The sequence below is a fragment of the Flagellimonas cixiensis genome (assembly GCF_042134615.1).
Classification (GTDB): domain Bacteria; phylum Bacteroidota; class Bacteroidia; order Flavobacteriales; family Flavobacteriaceae; genus Flagellimonas; species Flagellimonas cixiensis.
In genome coordinates, this window is record NZ_CP169639.1 from 347,559 (window position 1) to 362,897 (window position 15,339).

Below are 15,339 nucleotides of genomic sequence, written 5' to 3' on the forward strand. Positions count from 1 at the left end.
TTTTCTACAAGCTCAATATGGAGCACACTCGGTTCTATGTTCGGTTTTTATTAGTTGTTCTACTTAATGACGATGCAAAAAACGCAACGTTGCAAATTAGGTTGTTTTTTATTGATTTTTAACAAAAAAATCCCGCTGATGTACACCAACGGGATTCTTTTTCAACGAGTTATAATTCTTACTCGTCCAATAATAAATTTAAATGAACGGTAATATTATCTCTTGTAGCTTTGCTATAAGGACAAATTTCATGGGCATCCTTCATCAAAGTTTCTCCCATTTCTTTATCTACAGTTGGCAAATAGGCATCTAAAATAGCTTCCAAGAAAAAACCTTCTTCTTCAGAATTGAGTGAGATTGTGGCGGTTACGCTAAAATCTCCCAAATCATCAATGCCATGTTGCTTGGCAACGGCTTGTAATCCTGCACCGTAGCAGCTGGAATATGCCGCAGCAAAAAGTTCTTCTGGGTTGGTGGACTTGGGATCGGTCTTTCCTTTTAAAGTGGGCATACTGATGGGAAAATCCAAAAGTCCGTCCTCACTTTCAACATGACCAGACCTACCGCCTGTATTCGTGGCCTTTGCCTCAAAAATAGTCTTCATCTTTTAAATGTTTATAGGTTCGTAAACATCAGTGCTGTGATAGCATCTGATTGTGGATTGAAAAGGTACCAATTTGTACTCGGATGTCCACTTAAACAGCTATTAAATTTATGTGAAATGGCCTTAAAATTGTTAGAATCTCTCAGCAGTCAAGCTATGTTTACCCGCAAAAACTTTATAACTTCGTCATAAATCCCATCAAAGGCACTCTTGACAGATAAAAGCAAAATACCTTCGGAGACCATTTCCAAAATCAAGGCCATCAGAAAAAAGGAACTTGCTGCCGAAGATTTGGCAAAAGGAATTTATGAAGGAAACAAAGCCATGTTGGCCAAGGCCATTACACTTTTGGAAAGTACCAAGCCTGCACATTTTGAAAAAGCGAATACTGTAATTGAGAAATGTTTAGCTCGACCAACCAACAGCATCCGATTGGGAATCACCGGAGTCCCTGGTGTGGGCAAAAGCTCTTTTATTGAAACATTAGGCAAAGCCTTGACCAAAAAAGGCAACAAAGTTGCGGTTTTGGCCGTAGACCCGACCAGTTCATTGAGCAAAGGCAGCATTTTAGGTGATAAAACCCGGATGGAAACCTTGGCAAAAGACCCCAAGGCCTTTATTCGCCCCTCCCCTTCAGGCAGCTCGTTGGGTGGTGTGGCGCAAAAAACACGCGAAAGTATAATTCTTTGCGAAGCAGCCGGCTATAATGTTATTTTGGTTGAAACCGTGGGTGTTGGCCAAAGTGAAATAGCGGTGCACAGTATGGTCGATTTCTTCCTTTTACTCAAATTATCAGGTGCCGGAGACGAGCTTCAAGGCATTAAAAGAGGCATTATGGAAATGGCAGACGCCATAGCCATCAACAAAGCAGATGGCAGCAATTTGGAAAATGCCAAACTTGCCGTTACCGAATTTTCAAGAGCGCTTCATCTTTATCCACCAAAAGCTAATGGCTGGACACCAAAGGTGAAAAAATGTTCCGCCTTGGAAAATACGGGCATCGAGGAAATTTGGGATATGGTGCAACAATTTGTGGAACACACCAAGGCAAATGGCTTTTTTGAAAAGAACAGACAACGCCAAAACAAGAATTGGTTCCTTCAGACCGTGGACGAATACATCAAACAATTTTTTCATCAAAAAGACACCTTTAAAACCGAACAGGCCAGATTGCTAACAGAAATTGAGCAACATAAAATTTCACCATTCTATGCCGCAAAAACCCTATTGGACAAGATTACCAAGGAACTTTAAATAAAAGCAATAAATTTGCACAGATTTTATACTGAATGAGCACTGTTACCGACTCCCTTTTATCCATAGTGGTTCCTTTGTACAACGAGGAAGACAATGTGGTTCTTTTGACCCAAAAAATCAACGAAAGCCTTGAAGGGTACAACTACCAAATTGTATATGTGGATGATTTTTCTACGGATAAAACCCGCATCAAGGTCAAAGAAATGGACGACAAAAGGGTTCATCTCATTGAATTGAAAAAGAATTACGGTCAAAGTTTGGCCCTGGCTGCCGGAATCGATTATGCCAAAGGAGAATACATTATCACCATGGATGGTGATTTGCAAAACGACCCATCGGACATCCCACATATGTTGGAATATGCGGTTAGCGGAGAATACGACTTGGTAACTGGCATCCGTCAGAAACGAAAAGATTCACTGGTCAAAAAAATACCTTCCAAAATTGCCAATTTTTTGGTGCGAAGGGTCACCAAGTTGGACATAAAAGACAACGGCTGTGCGCTTAAAGTGTTCACCAAGGACATTGCAAAAAGCCTAAACCTTTACGGTGAAATGCACCGTTTTATTACTCTTTTGGCCTATTTGGAAGGAGCTCAAATCAAACAAGTTCCCGTAAAACATCATGCTAGACATGCGGGAGTTTCCAAATATGGTTTAGAGCGTGTTTTTAAGGTGATTGCCGATATGATGCTTTTGCTTTTCATTAGAAAATACTTCCAACGCCCCATTCACTTATTCGGGATTTTCGGGGTTTTGTTGGTGATTCTTGGAATATTAATCAATGTGTACTTATTGATTGTAAAATTAGGATTCGGACAAGATATCGGAACCAGACCCCTACTCATTTTTGGAATGATGTTTATTGTGGGGGGCATTCAATTGTTCACTATCGGAATTGTAATGGAACTCTTGATTCGCACCTACTACGAATCGCAACAGAAAAGACCGTATCGCATTAAAAAAATTACCATAGGTGACGGAAAAGCTGCGTAAAAAGCTCATCACTGCTCTAAAAATTGTGATCAGTGCAGTACTGATTTACTTTATTTTCACCAAAATAGAGTTGAAGGATGTACTCCAGACCTTAAAAAAGAGCGACCCGCTCTATTTGTTATTGGCATCCCTGTTTTTTGTGCTATCCAAAGTTTTATCCGCTTTTAGAACCAATATGTATTTTCATCAAATTGGTGCTAGACTAACGCAATTGAGCAACCTAAAGTTGTCGCTTTTGGGAATGTTCTACAATCTTTTTTTACCGGGTGGAATAGGCGGAGACGCCTATAAAGGCTATGTGATACAAAAAGCATATCAACCGGGCACCAAAAAAGTATTTGCTAGCATTCTCTTGGACCGGTTAAGTGGGATGTTGTTGCTCTTTATGTATGCCTGTATCCTTGCAATGTTGTCCAAAAATGAGTTTTTCCAAAGTTTTTATTGGTTGATACTAGTGGCAATTCCGTTGAGCGTGGTGGTATTTTGGTTCGTGAACAAGACATTTTTTCCGTACACTTTACCGATTTTTTGGAAAGCCGTCGGATTTTCAGCTTTGGTACAACTGTCACAATTGGTTAGTGTCCTTTGTATTTTGAAGTCTTTGTCTGTAAGCATGGACACCATTGAATACTTGTTCGTGTTCTTGGTATCCTCTATTGTTTCTGTGATCCCATTAACTATTGGGGGTATAGGAAGCCGAGAAGTGACCTTTTTGTACGGCGCAAAATGGCTGGGATTGGATGAAAGCACATCCATAGGAATCAGCTTTACCTTCTTTTTGATTACGGCCCTTACTTCGCTCTTTGGAGTAATCTATCACTTTAAAAAGCCAAAGTTGGAATCCGTTGATTAATCCAAATGTACCAAGTGCATTTTGTTCAATTTACCTTCGCGGGTATTGGGGTTGAGAAACTTAATCTGCAAACGGGTAATCCGAAATTGGTCCACTGTAATTTGACGCCCCCAAGTGATGCCATTCTTTCGCAATTGCTCCAGTTCTTCATCGGTAGCGTATACCCAAGCATCGTCAAAACTCGATAAATCAGAAATAGAAACAATATTTACGGGATTCTGGTCGTAAAAATCCAAGGCCCAGGTATGTCTTTCACTGATTTTATAAATTTTATCTACCGGTATTTGATTCGCTTTTACCTGCTCTGCCATATTTGAACCTCCTTGATATTCGAGCAATTTTGGATAAAAATGGGCATTCATAAAGCCGTTCAACACCACAGCACTAAAAATGGCAACCGTTATGATTTTAGCATAAACAGTCTCTTTTTTCAGGATGAAATAAACTATCAAAGCTAGTGCTAACATCAAAAACAAATAGCTGTACCAATGCTCCAATTTGAAGACCAAAAAGCTTATCGATAAGGTGAAGAGCACTACCAATCCCAAAATAAAATATTGTATGCCCAGAATCACTTTGGCCATTTTCAATTTTTCCTGTTGATGCAAGACATATAAGAAAGCTGCTGAAAGAATGGCATACAACGGCATCAAAATATTCATGTAGTGGGGCAGTTTAAACTGCGCAAAACTGATGAGCAGGAACAAAATGGAAATTCCACCTACCGTTAAAAACTCAAGATTAGGTCTATATGAAAATTTGGCTTCCCAAAAAGCTTTAATTTTGGTCCAATAACCAATCAAAGCGAGAACCGTCCAAGGCAAGAACACCCATAAAAAAGTATGGAAGAAGAAAAAGAAATCACTACTATTCTTCCCAACGCCTTCACCACTCATGCGCTCAAAACTCTGTTCCCAAAAAATAAAGAAGATTCCGCTTCGGTTATCCTTTCCGCGAATCACTTTTTCGGGATGCAAATCAAATTGATGGTAATAGGCATACAACATCGGAGTAATGGTCAAACCAAAAACCAAAAGGGCAAGCAGTAACTTCCAATTAAGCAATCGCTCCCACTTTCGGGTATAGGCCAAATGACAGAGAATCGAAATTCCAATGACCACCAATGCAATCTGTCCTTTGGTGGAAAAGGCCATTCCTGCTCCAAAAGCACCCAAAGCGATACTCTTTAGGGTTCCTTTTTCAATATAAGTGGTCAATTGCCAGATGGAAAAAATAGTGAATCCTGTTAAAACTGCATCGGTACGGACATCGATATTGGCCAAAACCATGGTTTGGGCCGTCATAAAAATCAACGAGGCAAATCGACCTACATCTTTATTGTAAAGTAGTTTACCTAATCCGTAACAACTGTATGCTCCCAGCAAAGTGGACAAAATACCGGGGATTCGGTAGGCCCAATCGTGGATTCCAAATATTTTATAGGATAGCGCTGCTAACCAGTAATGCATGTGCGGTTTATCCAGATACTCTTCGGGACCTTTGAACAGGCTCAGAAAGTCATTTTCCTGCACCATGCGCATGGCCATGACAGCAAACTGGGCCGAATCGTTCTCGAACAGGGTCGCAAACATCCCGATACTATAGACCAGAACAATCAGTGCAATGTAAAACCAGTATCTGGTGGTCGAAATCATACCCCTGTTTTTTGGAAAGCAAATATAGCCAACTTGGCAAATAACCATCCGAATAATGAGCCCACCAAGGCTCCTGTAAGTACATCCAATGGATAATGCACCCCAATATAAATGCGGCTATAGGCCACAACGCAAGCCCAAAGCAACAATACCCAAGAAATGTACTTTACTTTATTCTTGAACATGACCGTAAAGAAAATGGCTGGCCCAAATGAATTGGCTGCGTGGGCAGAAAAATACCCAAACTGCCCTCCGCAATAACTTTTCACCAAACGCATGGCACTGCTCACTTCAGGTTCGTGACATGGTCGTAATCGGCCAACACCATATTTAAAAAAGTTGGATAATTGGTCCGTACATGTAATCAACAAGGCGATGGATACCAAAACAATTCCTGTTCCCTTCCAACCAAAGATTCGGTAGGATAAATACAGCAACAATAGATAAAGTGGTGCGGAATTTCTGGTCGTTGTCATGAACATCCAGAAACCGTCCCATGATTCGGTCCCCAATCCGTTGAGGAACAAAAACAGCTCTTTATCGTATGCCAGTAACTGTTCCAGCATTATTGATCGTATCTGGAGACTTCCCGATCATAAAAAGCAGTAGCGGCCTCCACCAAACTTTCGGTTTCATCCATTAAATCGGCCTCATCTTCCTTGGAAAATTCTTCCATCCATTCCACCTCATCATTCTCTAGGTTGATAATGAATCTTGGATATTCGGTGTGGACAATAAAAATGGCATCGGGATAATCGGTATTATCGGCCAATAAAAATTTAGGTAGTTCCATGTGTTTTTATTTTGATTCCAATTACGGTATCTAATATTTTATTTTTTATTGCGTCATGTTGAACTTGTTTCAACATCTCATTTCGATTTTTCATCATATGATGAATCCCTGAGACAAGCTCGGGGTGACTAGACTATTGTGCGATCAATTTCTTGGTCAAAAAAATGAATCGAAGATACAACATTACTGCCGATGCGGTAAGCCCGGACAGCAATCCAATCCATATCCCCGTACTTTCCAAACTGGTGTGCAACCCTAAATAATAACTAATAGGAAAACCAATCAACCAATACGCAATAAAAGTAATAAATGTCGGAATCTTCACATCTTGCAATCCACGTAGCGCACCCAAGACCACTACTTGCAACCCATCAGAAATTTGAAAAAAGGCCGCTACCAACAACAATTTCGCCGCTACAATAATTACTTCGGTGTTATCCGCTTGGTTGACTATATCGTCCACATCCAAATAAATGGTGGGGAACCAATGCCGCCCCAACAGGAATATCGCTGCAAACGCAATTTCTAGCAATAAAGTCAAGAAAAAGATAGATTCTGCAATGCGCTTCAACTCTTTATGGTTACGCAGTCCTTTTTGATTTCCTACTCGTACCATCGCCGCAACACTGAGTCCCATACCCACCATAAAGGTCATGCTGCTCAAGTTCAATGCAATTTGATTGGCTGCTTGGGCATTTTTCCCCAATACACCACTCAACCAAATGGCGGCAGTAAAAATGGCCACTTCAAAAAACATTTGTAATGCGGATGGAAATCCTAGACTGATGATTTTTTTCATCACCTTTTTCTCGATTTCCTTAAAATTGAAATGGGTCACGTAGGATTCGAATTGCTTCTTACGTTTGAGCAAATACCAAATATAGGCCACCATGATTACCCGTGACACCAAAGTTCCTACCGCTGCACCCACTATTCCCATTTTTGGAAATCCGAACGAACCAAAAATGAGTAAATAGTTCAGTGTAATATTCACCACATTGGCCAAAATGGTCGCATACATGGGGTATTTGGTCTGGGAAAGTCCTTCCGAAAACTGTTTAAATGCCTGAAAAATAATCAAGGGCACCAAAGAAAAAGCCACCAAATCCAAATAAGGTAATGCTAGCTCCACCACTTCTGGGGGCTGTTGCATATGGTGCATCAACGGTTTGGCCAGCAAAATGAGTCCAAAAAGCGACAATCCTAAAATGGTACAAAGCACCAATCCATGTTTAAGGGCACTTTTACCCGCAGCTTGGTCCTTTGCGCCATCTGCTTCGGCTACCAGAGGTGTAATTGCTGTAGAAAATCCAATTCCTAAGGACATGGCGATAAATACAAAACTGTTTCCCAAAGAAACAGCAGCCAATTCTGCCGTACCCAATTGACCCACCATAATATTGTCGGCAAAGGCCACAAAAGTGTGCCCCAACATCCCCAAAATAACGGGATAGGATAATTTTAGGTTATAGGCAAACTCCTTGGTATAGTTCTGAAACACAACAGGTATTTAAAAAGGATGGCAAATATAGCCAGATTGGAGACATTTGTCCCCAAACTTCACGTTAGCTTACAGATAAATTTACAGTTGTTTGGCCTCTTCCCAATACACATCCATTTCGGCCAGGGTCATATCGCTTATCGGTTTCCCTGCTTCTTTAGCTTTTGTTTCCAAATATTGAAAACGTTTAATGAACTTTTTATTGGTTCGTTCCAATGCATTTTCTGGATTTATTTTCAAAAATCGGGCATAATTGACCATGGAAAACAGCACATCGCCAAATTCCGACTCCATTTTATCCGCATTGTTCGCTTCCACCTCTACTTGTAGCTCTGCCAGCTCTTCTTTTAACTTCTCAAAAACCTGTTCAGGCTTTTCCCAATCAAAACCAACCCCGGCAACTTTATCTTGTATTCGGTTGGCCTTCACCAAGGATGGTAAGCCGTTGGGCACTCCTTCGAGCACGCTTTTTTTACCTTCTTTTAATTTGATATTTTCCCAATTCTGCTTTACCTCCTCTTCATTCTCCACTTTTATATCGCCATAAATGTGAGGGTGTCGGTTAATGAGTTTTTCGCAAATGCCATTGGCTACATCTGCAATATCAAAATGCTGGGTTTCCGAACCTATTTTGGCATAGAACACAATGTGCAACAAAATATCGCCCAATTCTTTTTTCACTTCTTCCAAATCGTTGTCCAAAATGGCATCGCCCAACTCATACGTTTCTTCGATGGTCAAGTGACGAAGCGTTTGCATGGTCTGCTTTTTATCCCAAGGGCATTGCGCTCGCAATTCGTCCATAATGGTTAAAAGGCGGTCAAAAGCGGCCAATTGTTCTGTTCTTGTGTTCATGCTGTGGATTTTGACCAAAAATACGAAGTCCGTTCCGTGAAAAATCCATCATCAAAATGAACTTATGAAAAGTGACCCGCTATTTTTCAACAAGCCTTAAAATTTAAAAATATCACTATCTTCAACTCCGATTTTTAAGAAAACTCCAATACCATGAAGTATTTTCTGATTGCCTTATTTTTTATACCCATTTTGGTCAATGCTCAGAACCCTGAAGATTTTGCCCAAGAAATTGAGGCCATTCAAAAAAAGTACGATACGGTTTGGGATGCCAACCAACCTACCATTGTTTTTACGGGCAGTTCCAGTATTCGTTTTTGGACCGATGTTCAAGAGCGATTTCCGGACCAGCAGGTGTTGAACACAGGTTTTGGAGGATCCCAATTTTCAGATCTGGAATATTATTTGGATGAAACCATCCTGGACTATACTCCCACCAAAGTTTTTATTTATGAGGGAGACAACGATATTTTTGCCAAAAAGCGACCCAAGGCCATTCTTAAAACCTCTCAACGTATTTTAAATACGCTACAAGAAAAAAATCCCGATATGGAAATTGTATTTATTTCGGCAAAGCCGAGCATATCACGATGGAAATACAGGGGCAGGTACCGTCGTTTGAATCGAAAATTAAACAAACTGGCCACCGAAACCGATGGTGTCGATTTTATTGATGTTTGGTATCCTATGTTGGACAAGCGAAAAGTAAAACAAGACATCTTTATTGAAGATGGCCTACACATGAATGCCAAAGGTTACGACATCTGGTACGATGTAATCAAAGACTACGTTAAATAAACTAAACAACTGTGATCAAAAAATCAATTTTGCTGTTCATTGCAGTCCTCTGCATAGCAGCTTGTCAAGACCAAAAAAAGGAAATCAATTTCCCTAAAACCGACCTTTCTACGGTCGCTTTAATTCCAAAACCGGTAAAAACAATTCCCACCAACAGTGCATTTGGACTGGATGCCAGCACTGCAATTTTTACTTCCACTTCCGACCCTGCTTTTGAAAAAGTGGGCCAATTTCTTTCAGAAAAAATAAAAGGGAAAACAGGATTGAATCTTGGAGTAAATACCTCCTCAGAAAATACTTTGGAACGTTTGATCTATATCAATCAATCGGATAGTGAAGAATTGGATAATCCTGAGGCCTATCAACTTTACATTAAAAAGGATTCCATTTTATTGAATGCCAAAACGGCCGCTGGCGCTTTCCGCGGGATTCAAACGTTAAGACAACTGATTCCCGAGCAAAGCAATGATACCCTTACGGACCATCCACTTTGGGTGATTCCTTCAGGAAAAATATTGGATGCCCCTAAATTGGCTTACAGAAGTTCAATGCTGGATGTGGCGCGTCATTTTTTTACCGTGGATGAAGTAAAAAAGTACATCGACATTTTGGCGTACTACAAATACAACACGCTTCACCTGCACCTTACCGATGACCAAGGATGGCGCATCGAAATCAAATCATGGCCCAAACTTACCGAAGTGGGCGGCCAAAGCGAAGTTGGTGGTGGTGAAGGTGGTTTTTACACCCAAGAAGAATATAAAGATATTATTGCCTATGCTGCGGAGCGACACATTCAGATTGTCCCTGAAATGGATATGCCCGGACATACCAATGCAGCATCATTAAGCTATCCTTTCTTACATGCAGCAGGTCAGGCTGAAACCCCAAGAGTTAGAACCGATATGAAAGTAGGTTACAGCTCTTTTGATGCTCAAAAAGATACCGTTTACAGTTTTTTGGATGATGTGATTGGTGAAATTGCAGCCATGTCCCCAAGTCCTTATTTTCATATTGGTGGTGATGAAAGCCATGTGACCAAAAAGAGTGATTATATTCTTTTTGTGGAAAAGGTGGAAAAAATTGTGCAAAAGCACGGCAAAATTATGATTGGTTGGGATGAGATTGCCCAAGCCAAGATTGATGGCTCATCCGTGGTGCAACTTTGGAACGAACCAGAACATGCCTTAAAGGCTGCTGAAAATGGCTCCAAAATTATTATTTCACCAGCTAAAAAGGCCTATTTGGATATGCAGTACGATTCCATTTCGGAATACGGATTGCATTGGGCCGCATACATTCCCGTAAATGTGGGTTATCAATGGGATCCCGAAACTTATGTGGAAGGTCTTCCCAAAGAAAACATTTTGGGCATTGAGGCGCCACTTTGGTCCGAAACCATTAGCAATAGTGCCGAATTGGAATATTTGGCCTTCCCTAGAGCTATTGGATATGCCGAATTGGGGTGGACGCCATCCGAACAATTAAACTGGGATGACTACAAAGAACGATTGGCCAAACAGGTGCCCTATCTGGAAAAAATGAATGTCAATTATTACCCGAGTAAATTGATTGACTGGAAAAAGGAATAGGATTTATTCTTCCTCAGCAGAGGCATCGGCAGCAGCTGGTGCCTCTTCTTCTTTTGCTTCTGCTTCTACGAATTCCGTGATATTGTTGTCCAAAAGAATATTGTACCACTGAATGATTTTTTTGATGTCACTGGCGTACACCCTGTCCTCATCATAATTCGGCAGTACTTCGAAGAAATACTCTTCCAATTCAATTTTATCGGCCTTGTGGCTCACTGAAGTTTTATTGCCGTTTTCCTTTTCCTTTATTTTTTGGAAAACCTCTTTTAACGGCACCTCTTCTTCCAAGGTGTAAATGGCGATTTCCGAAAGTACACTTACATTGCTCCTAATGCCAACGGTTACTCGTTTGCCATCCAACAAGGATTCGCCCACAAAACCACCACGGGTTTGGGTCAACAATTTATAAAGTCCTGGTTTACCTCCGATAGATAAAATTTTGTCTAATGCCATTTAAAATAATTTATGCGCGCAAAAATATGTTTTTATAAGAAACTGCGATTTTTTTAACGTCGTTTTTTGATATCAGGAAATCGCATTTTGTAGTCTGCTGTGATTTTTCCCTTTGAAATTTTTTCCAAACGACTTTTAAGAAGTCGCTTTTTTAAGGATGATAATTTATCGGTGAACAAAATACCCTCGATATGATCGTACTCATGTTGAATCACTCTGGCCAATAAACCGTCGTAAGTTTCTTTATGGGATTTAAAGTTCTCATCCAAATAACTGATGACAATTTCTGGCTTACGTTTTATATCTTCGCGAATGTCTGGAATACTCAAACAACCTTCATTAAAATCCCATTCTTTTCCGCTCTCCTCTTCAATTTTAGCATTGATGAACACTTTTTTGAAGCCATCCAACTGCTTTTGTTCTGCTTCAGTCAAATCTTCATCATCGGAAAAAGGAGTGGTATCCACCATAAACATTCTAATGGGCAAACCAACCTGGGGAGCTGCCAATCCAACACCATGGGCATTGTACATGGTCTCCCACATATTGTTGATGAGCTCATCAAGTTTTGGGTATTCTGAGGTAATATCCTTTGCTACTTTTCTTAAAACGGGGTCACCGTACGCCACAATGGGTAAAATCATAAATCAAAAACGGTTTAAGTATGCCTGCAAAATCAGCGTGGCACTTATTTCATCGACCAAAGCTTTTTCCCTTCTTTTTTTCTTTTTCAACCCGCTTTCCAGCATGGATTGCATGGCCATTTTAGACGTGAACCGCTCATCTTGCCGTTCCACGGTAACATTTGGGAACTTGGTCTTTAATTTTTTTAAAAAATCTTGAATCAACACTTCGGATTCGGATTCGGTATTATCCATTTGTTTGGGCAAACCAATTACAAATCTTTCCACAGATTCTTTTTGGAGGTAATCACCTAAAAAATCCAAAAGTTTTGGCGTCGCCACCGTGGTCAGTCCAGAAGCAATTAACTGAAGTTCATCAGTAACTGCGATTCCGGTTCTCACCTTTCCATAATCCAATGCCAAAATTCTAGCCAAGACAATTTTTTGGCAAAAATAACCTTAAAAATGTTATGCCCTTAAAAATGCTCTTAATATTCTGCCATGGGACTTATCTTTGTAAAAATTTCAAGAAAAATGACAGATTTAAGAGCGTTTATTGAAAAGGCGTGGGACAATAGAGAATTGTTGCAGGAAGAAGAGACCCAAGTGGCCATTCGTGAGGTAATCGAACTTATCGACATGGGTGAATTACGTTGTGCAGAGCCAACCGATGATGGATGGCAGATCAATGAATGGGTAAAGAAAGCTGTTGTACTTTATTTCCCCATCCAGAAAATGGAAGTTTTAGAAGCTGGCATTTTTGAATACCACGATAAAATTCCATTGAAAAAAGGATACAAGGAAAAAGGAGTTCGTGTGGTACCGCATGCTGTAGCAAGACACGGTGCCTATATTTCCAAAGGAACCATTTTAATGCCTAGTTACGTGAACATTGGTGCTTATGTGGATGAAGGTACTATGGTTGATACCTGGGCCACAGTGGGTAGTTGTGCACAAATCGGCAAAAACGTTCACTTGAGTGGTGGTGTTGGCATCGGTGGTGTTTTAGAGCCCTTGCAAGCCGCTCCAGTGATTATTGAAGATAATGCCTTTATCGGTTCCAGATGTATTGTGGTGGAAGGTGTTCGCGTTGAAAAAGAAGCCGTTTTAGGCGCCAACGTGGTATTGACCGCTTCGACCAAGATCATCGATGTTACCGGTGACGAACCCATTGAACTAAAAGGAAGAGTACCAGCAAGATCAGTGGTAATTCCCGGTAGTTATACCAAAAAGTTCCCCGCTGGAGAATATCAGGTACCCTGTGCGTTGATCATTGGTAAAAGAAAAGAAAGCACCGATAAGAAGACTTCGTTGAACAATGCACTTAGAGAGCATGATGTAGCGGTATAATTTTATATTTGCAGTTTAGGATTCGGCAATATCCTGAACAACCTCATTTATTTGCCATGCTTTTTTTAAAAAAATTAAAGAAGCAAAACAGTAGTACAACCTCATTTAACAACACTCCCAGAAGCTCAAGTTTCTGGGAGGAAAATATTAAAAATGAGGTTTTTAATTATCCAACAAAAAATGGTTGGGGATGTGCTGCTGAGCAGCATTCTTTGCCAACACCTAAAGATTCATTTTCCAGGTTCACAGGTTCATTATTTAATCAATGAGAATACAGTGCCTGTGGTTGAGGGAAATCCCTACATAGACAAGTTCATAATTTTTTCACCTTCACTTCGAAAAAATAAACTTGCCTTTTATAAGTTTTTAAAATCCATCTCCAAAGAAAAATATGATACCGTAATTGACGTGTATTGTAAACTGGAAAGTAACTTGATAAGCTTGTTTTGTAATGCTTCGATGAAGTTGTCTTATCGAAAATGGTATTCTTCATTCGTTTACGACCAGCTCTTAATTCGTTCTCGCGATGAAAATGGACCTATGGGAATGGCCGTTCAAAATCGATTAGAACTTTTAAACCCCATTATTCCAAAACTTAAATTCTCCTACCTAGAGCCAAAAATCTATCTGTCTGAAACAGAAATTAGAGAAATAAAGCTGATGTTGACCAAAAGAGGCGTGTGTTCAGACAAACCAATTTTTATGATAGGTATTCAAGGAAGTTGTCCGAGCAAGAGCTATCCTTTAAACTATTTGGCCCATATTATAGATGCACTCAGTGAAAATTTTGACGCAACGATTTTATTCAATTATTTGCCCAATCAAAAGGACAAACTAATTGAATTGCTTGATTTATGCTCAGAAAATTCTAGAAAATCAATTATGGCAGATATTTTTTGTCCCGATTTAAGATCATTTATTGCTTTAATTTCAAGGTGCGATGGGTATATTGGAAACGAAGGTGGTGCAAGTAATATTTCCAAAGCCTTGGGAGTTCCCAATTATTCCATCTTTTCTCCTTGGATTTCCAAAAAGGCGTGGCTTACATTCAAAGACAATACGGCAAACCAAGGAGTTCATTTGGAAGATTATATCCCCGAAATTGGAAAAATGGACAAAAAAGCTCGTAAAGAAAACGTCCATAACCTATACCAACAATTTCATCCAGAACTATTTATCCAACATTTATTAGACTTCGTCCAGTTTCAAATCCTCTCTAACCAATAAAACCTGATAGGAATTCATCACTGTTTTCCAGCCTCTGGAAAGCATATATTCAATAACCAATTTTCCTTTGCCTCCGTTTGGCAAATCACAATCATCTATTAACACAACCGAGTTATGATGTAGACAATTTTCTATGCTTTTGAATTCTGCCAAATGGTGTTCCTGGCTTTTCTTTTGGATTTCAATATCATGAGAACTATAATCATAGCTGTCCAAGTAAAGTAAATCTACTTGCTGGTTGAAATTCTGTAAAAATTTAACTGAATCTGAATGATGAATATTTACAACATCTTGTAAACCTTGATTATTCACTTCCGCTTGCGCTTGTGATATAGATTCTAAACTTATATCAACAGAATGTAAAACACCACCATTTTGCAAAGCCCATTTTCCAAAAACAATAGTAGCGGCTCCATTACTTTTTGCTCCTTTTAAGCCTTCACGCGAAGTACCTGTTTCCACAATAACTTTAGATTGGAGTTTTTCCATCAGTTGCATTGTTTTTAGAAAAGTATTTTTTCTTTTCCTAAAATCATACCTAAAAGGCATAAACGGATAAAGTGATTTGTGTTTGATAAGTTTACCGATTAGAAAGGCAACAATGCCCAAAACGGGTATAATAAAAAGTAGGTTCATGGGAAAGATTTTATACAATATTAAGCAACCTTATTTATTTTTTCCCCTCTTTTATAAAATCAACCGTTAGATTTGGTTCATTAGAATTTTAACAAAAAATCAGTAGGGCAATTATCAATTTGATTGTTGTAAGAAAAATAGTTCTCC

The 15,339-nt window shown here is 39.6% G+C and carries 17 protein-coding genes; 7 read left to right on the forward strand and 10 right to left on the reverse strand.

Annotated elements, in window-relative coordinates:
* Nucleotides 1-178: 178 nt before the first annotated feature.
* On the reverse strand, nucleotides 179-604 hold the full coding sequence (locus ABT310_RS01500; protein ID WP_090294454.1) for an Ohr family peroxiredoxin: 426 nt from the start codon (nucleotides 602-604) through the stop codon (nucleotides 179-181).
* Between the two features lie 210 nt (nucleotides 605-814).
* Between ABT310_RS01500 and meaB the strand changes: the two genes are divergently transcribed.
* Genes meaB through ABT310_RS01515 form a run of 3 tightly spaced genes read left to right on the forward strand, consistent with a single transcriptional unit; the run spans nucleotide 815 to nucleotide 3,709 of the window.
* The gene (gene meaB, locus ABT310_RS01505) at nucleotides 815-1,858 is read left to right on the forward strand and encodes a methylmalonyl Co-A mutase-associated GTPase MeaB (RefSeq protein ID WP_375325002.1); all 1,044 of its coding nucleotides are present in this window, start codon (nucleotides 815-817) and stop codon (nucleotides 1,856-1,858) included.
* Nucleotides 1,859-1,893: 35 nt separating this feature from the next.
* Nucleotides 1,894-2,856 carry a glycosyltransferase family 2 protein gene (locus ABT310_RS01510; protein ID WP_375325003.1) on the forward strand — a complete coding sequence of 321 codons (963 nt, stop codon included), beginning with the start codon at nucleotides 1,894-1,896 and terminating at the stop codon, nucleotides 2,854-2,856.
* Nucleotides 2,837-3,709: a lysylphosphatidylglycerol synthase transmembrane domain-containing protein gene (locus tag ABT310_RS01515; protein WP_375325004.1), complete on the forward strand. Its 873-nt coding sequence runs from the start codon at nucleotides 2,837-2,839 to the stop codon at nucleotides 3,707-3,709. Before ABT310_RS01510 ends, ABT310_RS01515 begins: the two co-directional genes overlap by 20 nt.
* Here ABT310_RS01515 and ABT310_RS01520 read toward each other — a convergent pair.
* The 5 genes from ABT310_RS01520 to mazG all read right to left on the reverse strand — a co-directional run bounded on the left by ABT310_RS01520 (nucleotide 3,706) and on the right by mazG (nucleotide 8,513).
* Nucleotides 3,706-5,364 carry an ArnT family glycosyltransferase gene (locus ABT310_RS01520; RefSeq protein ID WP_375325005.1) on the reverse strand — a complete coding sequence of 553 codons (1,659 nt, stop codon included), beginning with the start codon at nucleotides 5,362-5,364 and terminating at the stop codon, nucleotides 3,706-3,708. The genes ABT310_RS01515 and ABT310_RS01520 overlap by 4 nt on opposite strands.
* A complete protein-coding gene (locus ABT310_RS01525; RefSeq protein ID WP_375325006.1) occupies nucleotides 5,361-5,930 on the reverse strand; it encodes a phosphatase PAP2 family protein in 570 nt (189 codons plus the stop codon). The genes ABT310_RS01520 and ABT310_RS01525 overlap by 4 nt, the downstream gene beginning before the upstream one ends.
* Entirely contained in the window at nucleotides 5,930-6,157 is a 228-nt protein-coding gene (locus ABT310_RS01530; protein ID WP_375325007.1) for a hypothetical protein, read from the reverse strand. The genes ABT310_RS01525 and ABT310_RS01530 overlap by 1 nt, the downstream gene beginning before the upstream one ends.
* Nucleotides 6,158-6,290: 133 nt before the next feature.
* A complete protein-coding gene (locus ABT310_RS01535) occupies nucleotides 6,291-7,658 on the reverse strand; it encodes an MATE family efflux transporter (RefSeq protein WP_375325008.1) in 1,368 nt (455 codons plus the stop codon).
* A gap of 81 nt (nucleotides 7,659-7,739) precedes the next feature.
* Nucleotides 7,740-8,513, reverse strand: a complete 774-nt coding sequence (mazG, locus tag ABT310_RS01540) for a nucleoside triphosphate pyrophosphohydrolase (RefSeq protein WP_375325009.1) — start codon at nucleotides 8,511-8,513, stop codon at nucleotides 7,740-7,742.
* 153 nt (nucleotides 8,514-8,666) lie between these two features.
* Between mazG and ABT310_RS01545 the strand changes: the two genes are divergently transcribed.
* Together ABT310_RS01545 and ABT310_RS01550 are read left to right on the forward strand one after the other, a co-directional pair.
* A complete protein-coding gene (locus ABT310_RS01545; protein WP_375325010.1) occupies nucleotides 8,667-9,311 on the forward strand; it encodes an SGNH/GDSL hydrolase family protein in 645 nt (214 codons plus the stop codon).
* Nucleotides 9,312-9,322: 11 nt separating this feature from the next.
* Nucleotides 9,323-10,903 carry a beta-N-acetylhexosaminidase gene (locus ABT310_RS01550; RefSeq protein ID WP_375325011.1) on the forward strand — a complete coding sequence of 527 codons (1,581 nt, stop codon included), beginning with the start codon at nucleotides 9,323-9,325 and terminating at the stop codon, nucleotides 10,901-10,903.
* 3 nt (nucleotides 10,904-10,906) lie between these two features.
* On the opposite strand, the gene ABT310_RS01555 is transcribed toward ABT310_RS01550, so the two are convergent.
* The 3 genes from ABT310_RS01555 to ruvX are packed head-to-tail and all read right to left on the reverse strand — an operon-like array spanning nucleotide 10,907 to nucleotide 12,414.
* Nucleotides 10,907-11,356 carry a DUF5606 domain-containing protein gene (locus ABT310_RS01555; RefSeq protein ID WP_375325012.1) on the reverse strand — a complete coding sequence of 150 codons (450 nt, stop codon included), beginning with the start codon at nucleotides 11,354-11,356 and terminating at the stop codon, nucleotides 10,907-10,909.
* A 53-nt stretch (nucleotides 11,357-11,409) separates the two neighbouring features.
* A complete protein-coding gene (gene def / locus ABT310_RS01560) occupies nucleotides 11,410-12,000 on the reverse strand; it encodes a peptide deformylase (protein WP_375325013.1) in 591 nt (196 codons plus the stop codon).
* 3 nt (nucleotides 12,001-12,003) lie between these two features.
* Entirely contained in the window at nucleotides 12,004-12,414 is a 411-nt protein-coding gene (ruvX, locus tag ABT310_RS01565) for a Holliday junction resolvase RuvX (protein WP_375325014.1), read from the reverse strand.
* Between the two features lie 99 nt (nucleotides 12,415-12,513).
* Here ruvX and ABT310_RS01570 point away from each other — a divergent pair, with 99 nt between their 5' ends.
* On the forward strand, nucleotides 12,514-13,329 hold the full coding sequence (locus ABT310_RS01570; protein ID WP_375326135.1) for a 2,3,4,5-tetrahydropyridine-2,6-dicarboxylate N-succinyltransferase: 816 nt from the start codon (nucleotides 12,514-12,516) through the stop codon (nucleotides 13,327-13,329).
* 153 nt (nucleotides 13,330-13,482) lie between these two features.
* A complete protein-coding gene (locus ABT310_RS01575) occupies nucleotides 13,483-14,556 on the forward strand; it encodes a glycosyltransferase family 9 protein (protein ID WP_375325015.1) in 1,074 nt (357 codons plus the stop codon).
* Here ABT310_RS01575 and ABT310_RS01580 read toward each other — a convergent pair.
* Nucleotides 14,518-15,192: a class I SAM-dependent methyltransferase gene (locus ABT310_RS01580; RefSeq protein WP_375325016.1), complete on the reverse strand. Its 675-nt coding sequence runs from the start codon at nucleotides 15,190-15,192 to the stop codon at nucleotides 14,518-14,520. The two genes, ABT310_RS01575 and ABT310_RS01580, sit on opposite strands and share 39 nt — an antisense overlap.
* Between the last annotated feature and the right edge of the window lie 147 nt (nucleotides 15,193-15,339).

Coding starts and splice junctions, on each gene's coding strand:
- ABT310_RS01500 (WP_090294454.1), bottom strand. CDS start 604: ATGAAGACTATTTTTGAGGCAAAGGCCACGAATACAGGCGGTAGGTCT.
- ABT310_RS01555 (WP_375325012.1), bottom strand. CDS start 11,356: ATGGCATTAGACAAAATTTTATCTATCGGAGGTAAACCAGGACTTTAT.
- ABT310_RS01530 (WP_375325007.1), bottom strand. CDS start 6,157: ATGGAACTACCTAAATTTTTATTGGCCGATAATACCGATTATCCCGAT.
- ABT310_RS01580 (WP_375325016.1), bottom strand. CDS start 15,192: ATGAACCTACTTTTTATTATACCCGTTTTGGGCATTGTTGCCTTTCTA.
- ABT310_RS01575 (WP_375325015.1), top strand. CDS start 13,483: ATGAGGTTTTTAATTATCCAACAAAAAATGGTTGGGGATGTGCTGCTG.
- mazG (WP_375325009.1), bottom strand. CDS start 8,513: ATGAACACAAGAACAGAACAATTGGCCGCTTTTGACCGCCTTTTAACC.
- ABT310_RS01545 (WP_375325010.1), top strand. CDS start 8,667: ATGAAGTATTTTCTGATTGCCTTATTTTTTATACCCATTTTGGTCAAT.
- ABT310_RS01525 (WP_375325006.1), bottom strand. CDS start 5,930: ATGCTGGAACAGTTACTGGCATACGATAAAGAGCTGTTTTTGTTCCTC.
- def (WP_375325013.1), bottom strand. CDS start 12,000: ATGATTTTACCCATTGTGGCGTACGGTGACCCCGTTTTAAGAAAAGTA.
- ABT310_RS01570 (WP_375326135.1), top strand. CDS start 12,514: ATGACAGATTTAAGAGCGTTTATTGAAAAGGCGTGGGACAATAGAGAA.
- ABT310_RS01510 (WP_375325003.1), top strand. CDS start 1,894: ATGAGCACTGTTACCGACTCCCTTTTATCCATAGTGGTTCCTTTGTAC.
- ABT310_RS01520 (WP_375325005.1), bottom strand. CDS start 5,364: ATGATTTCGACCACCAGATACTGGTTTTACATTGCACTGATTGTTCTG.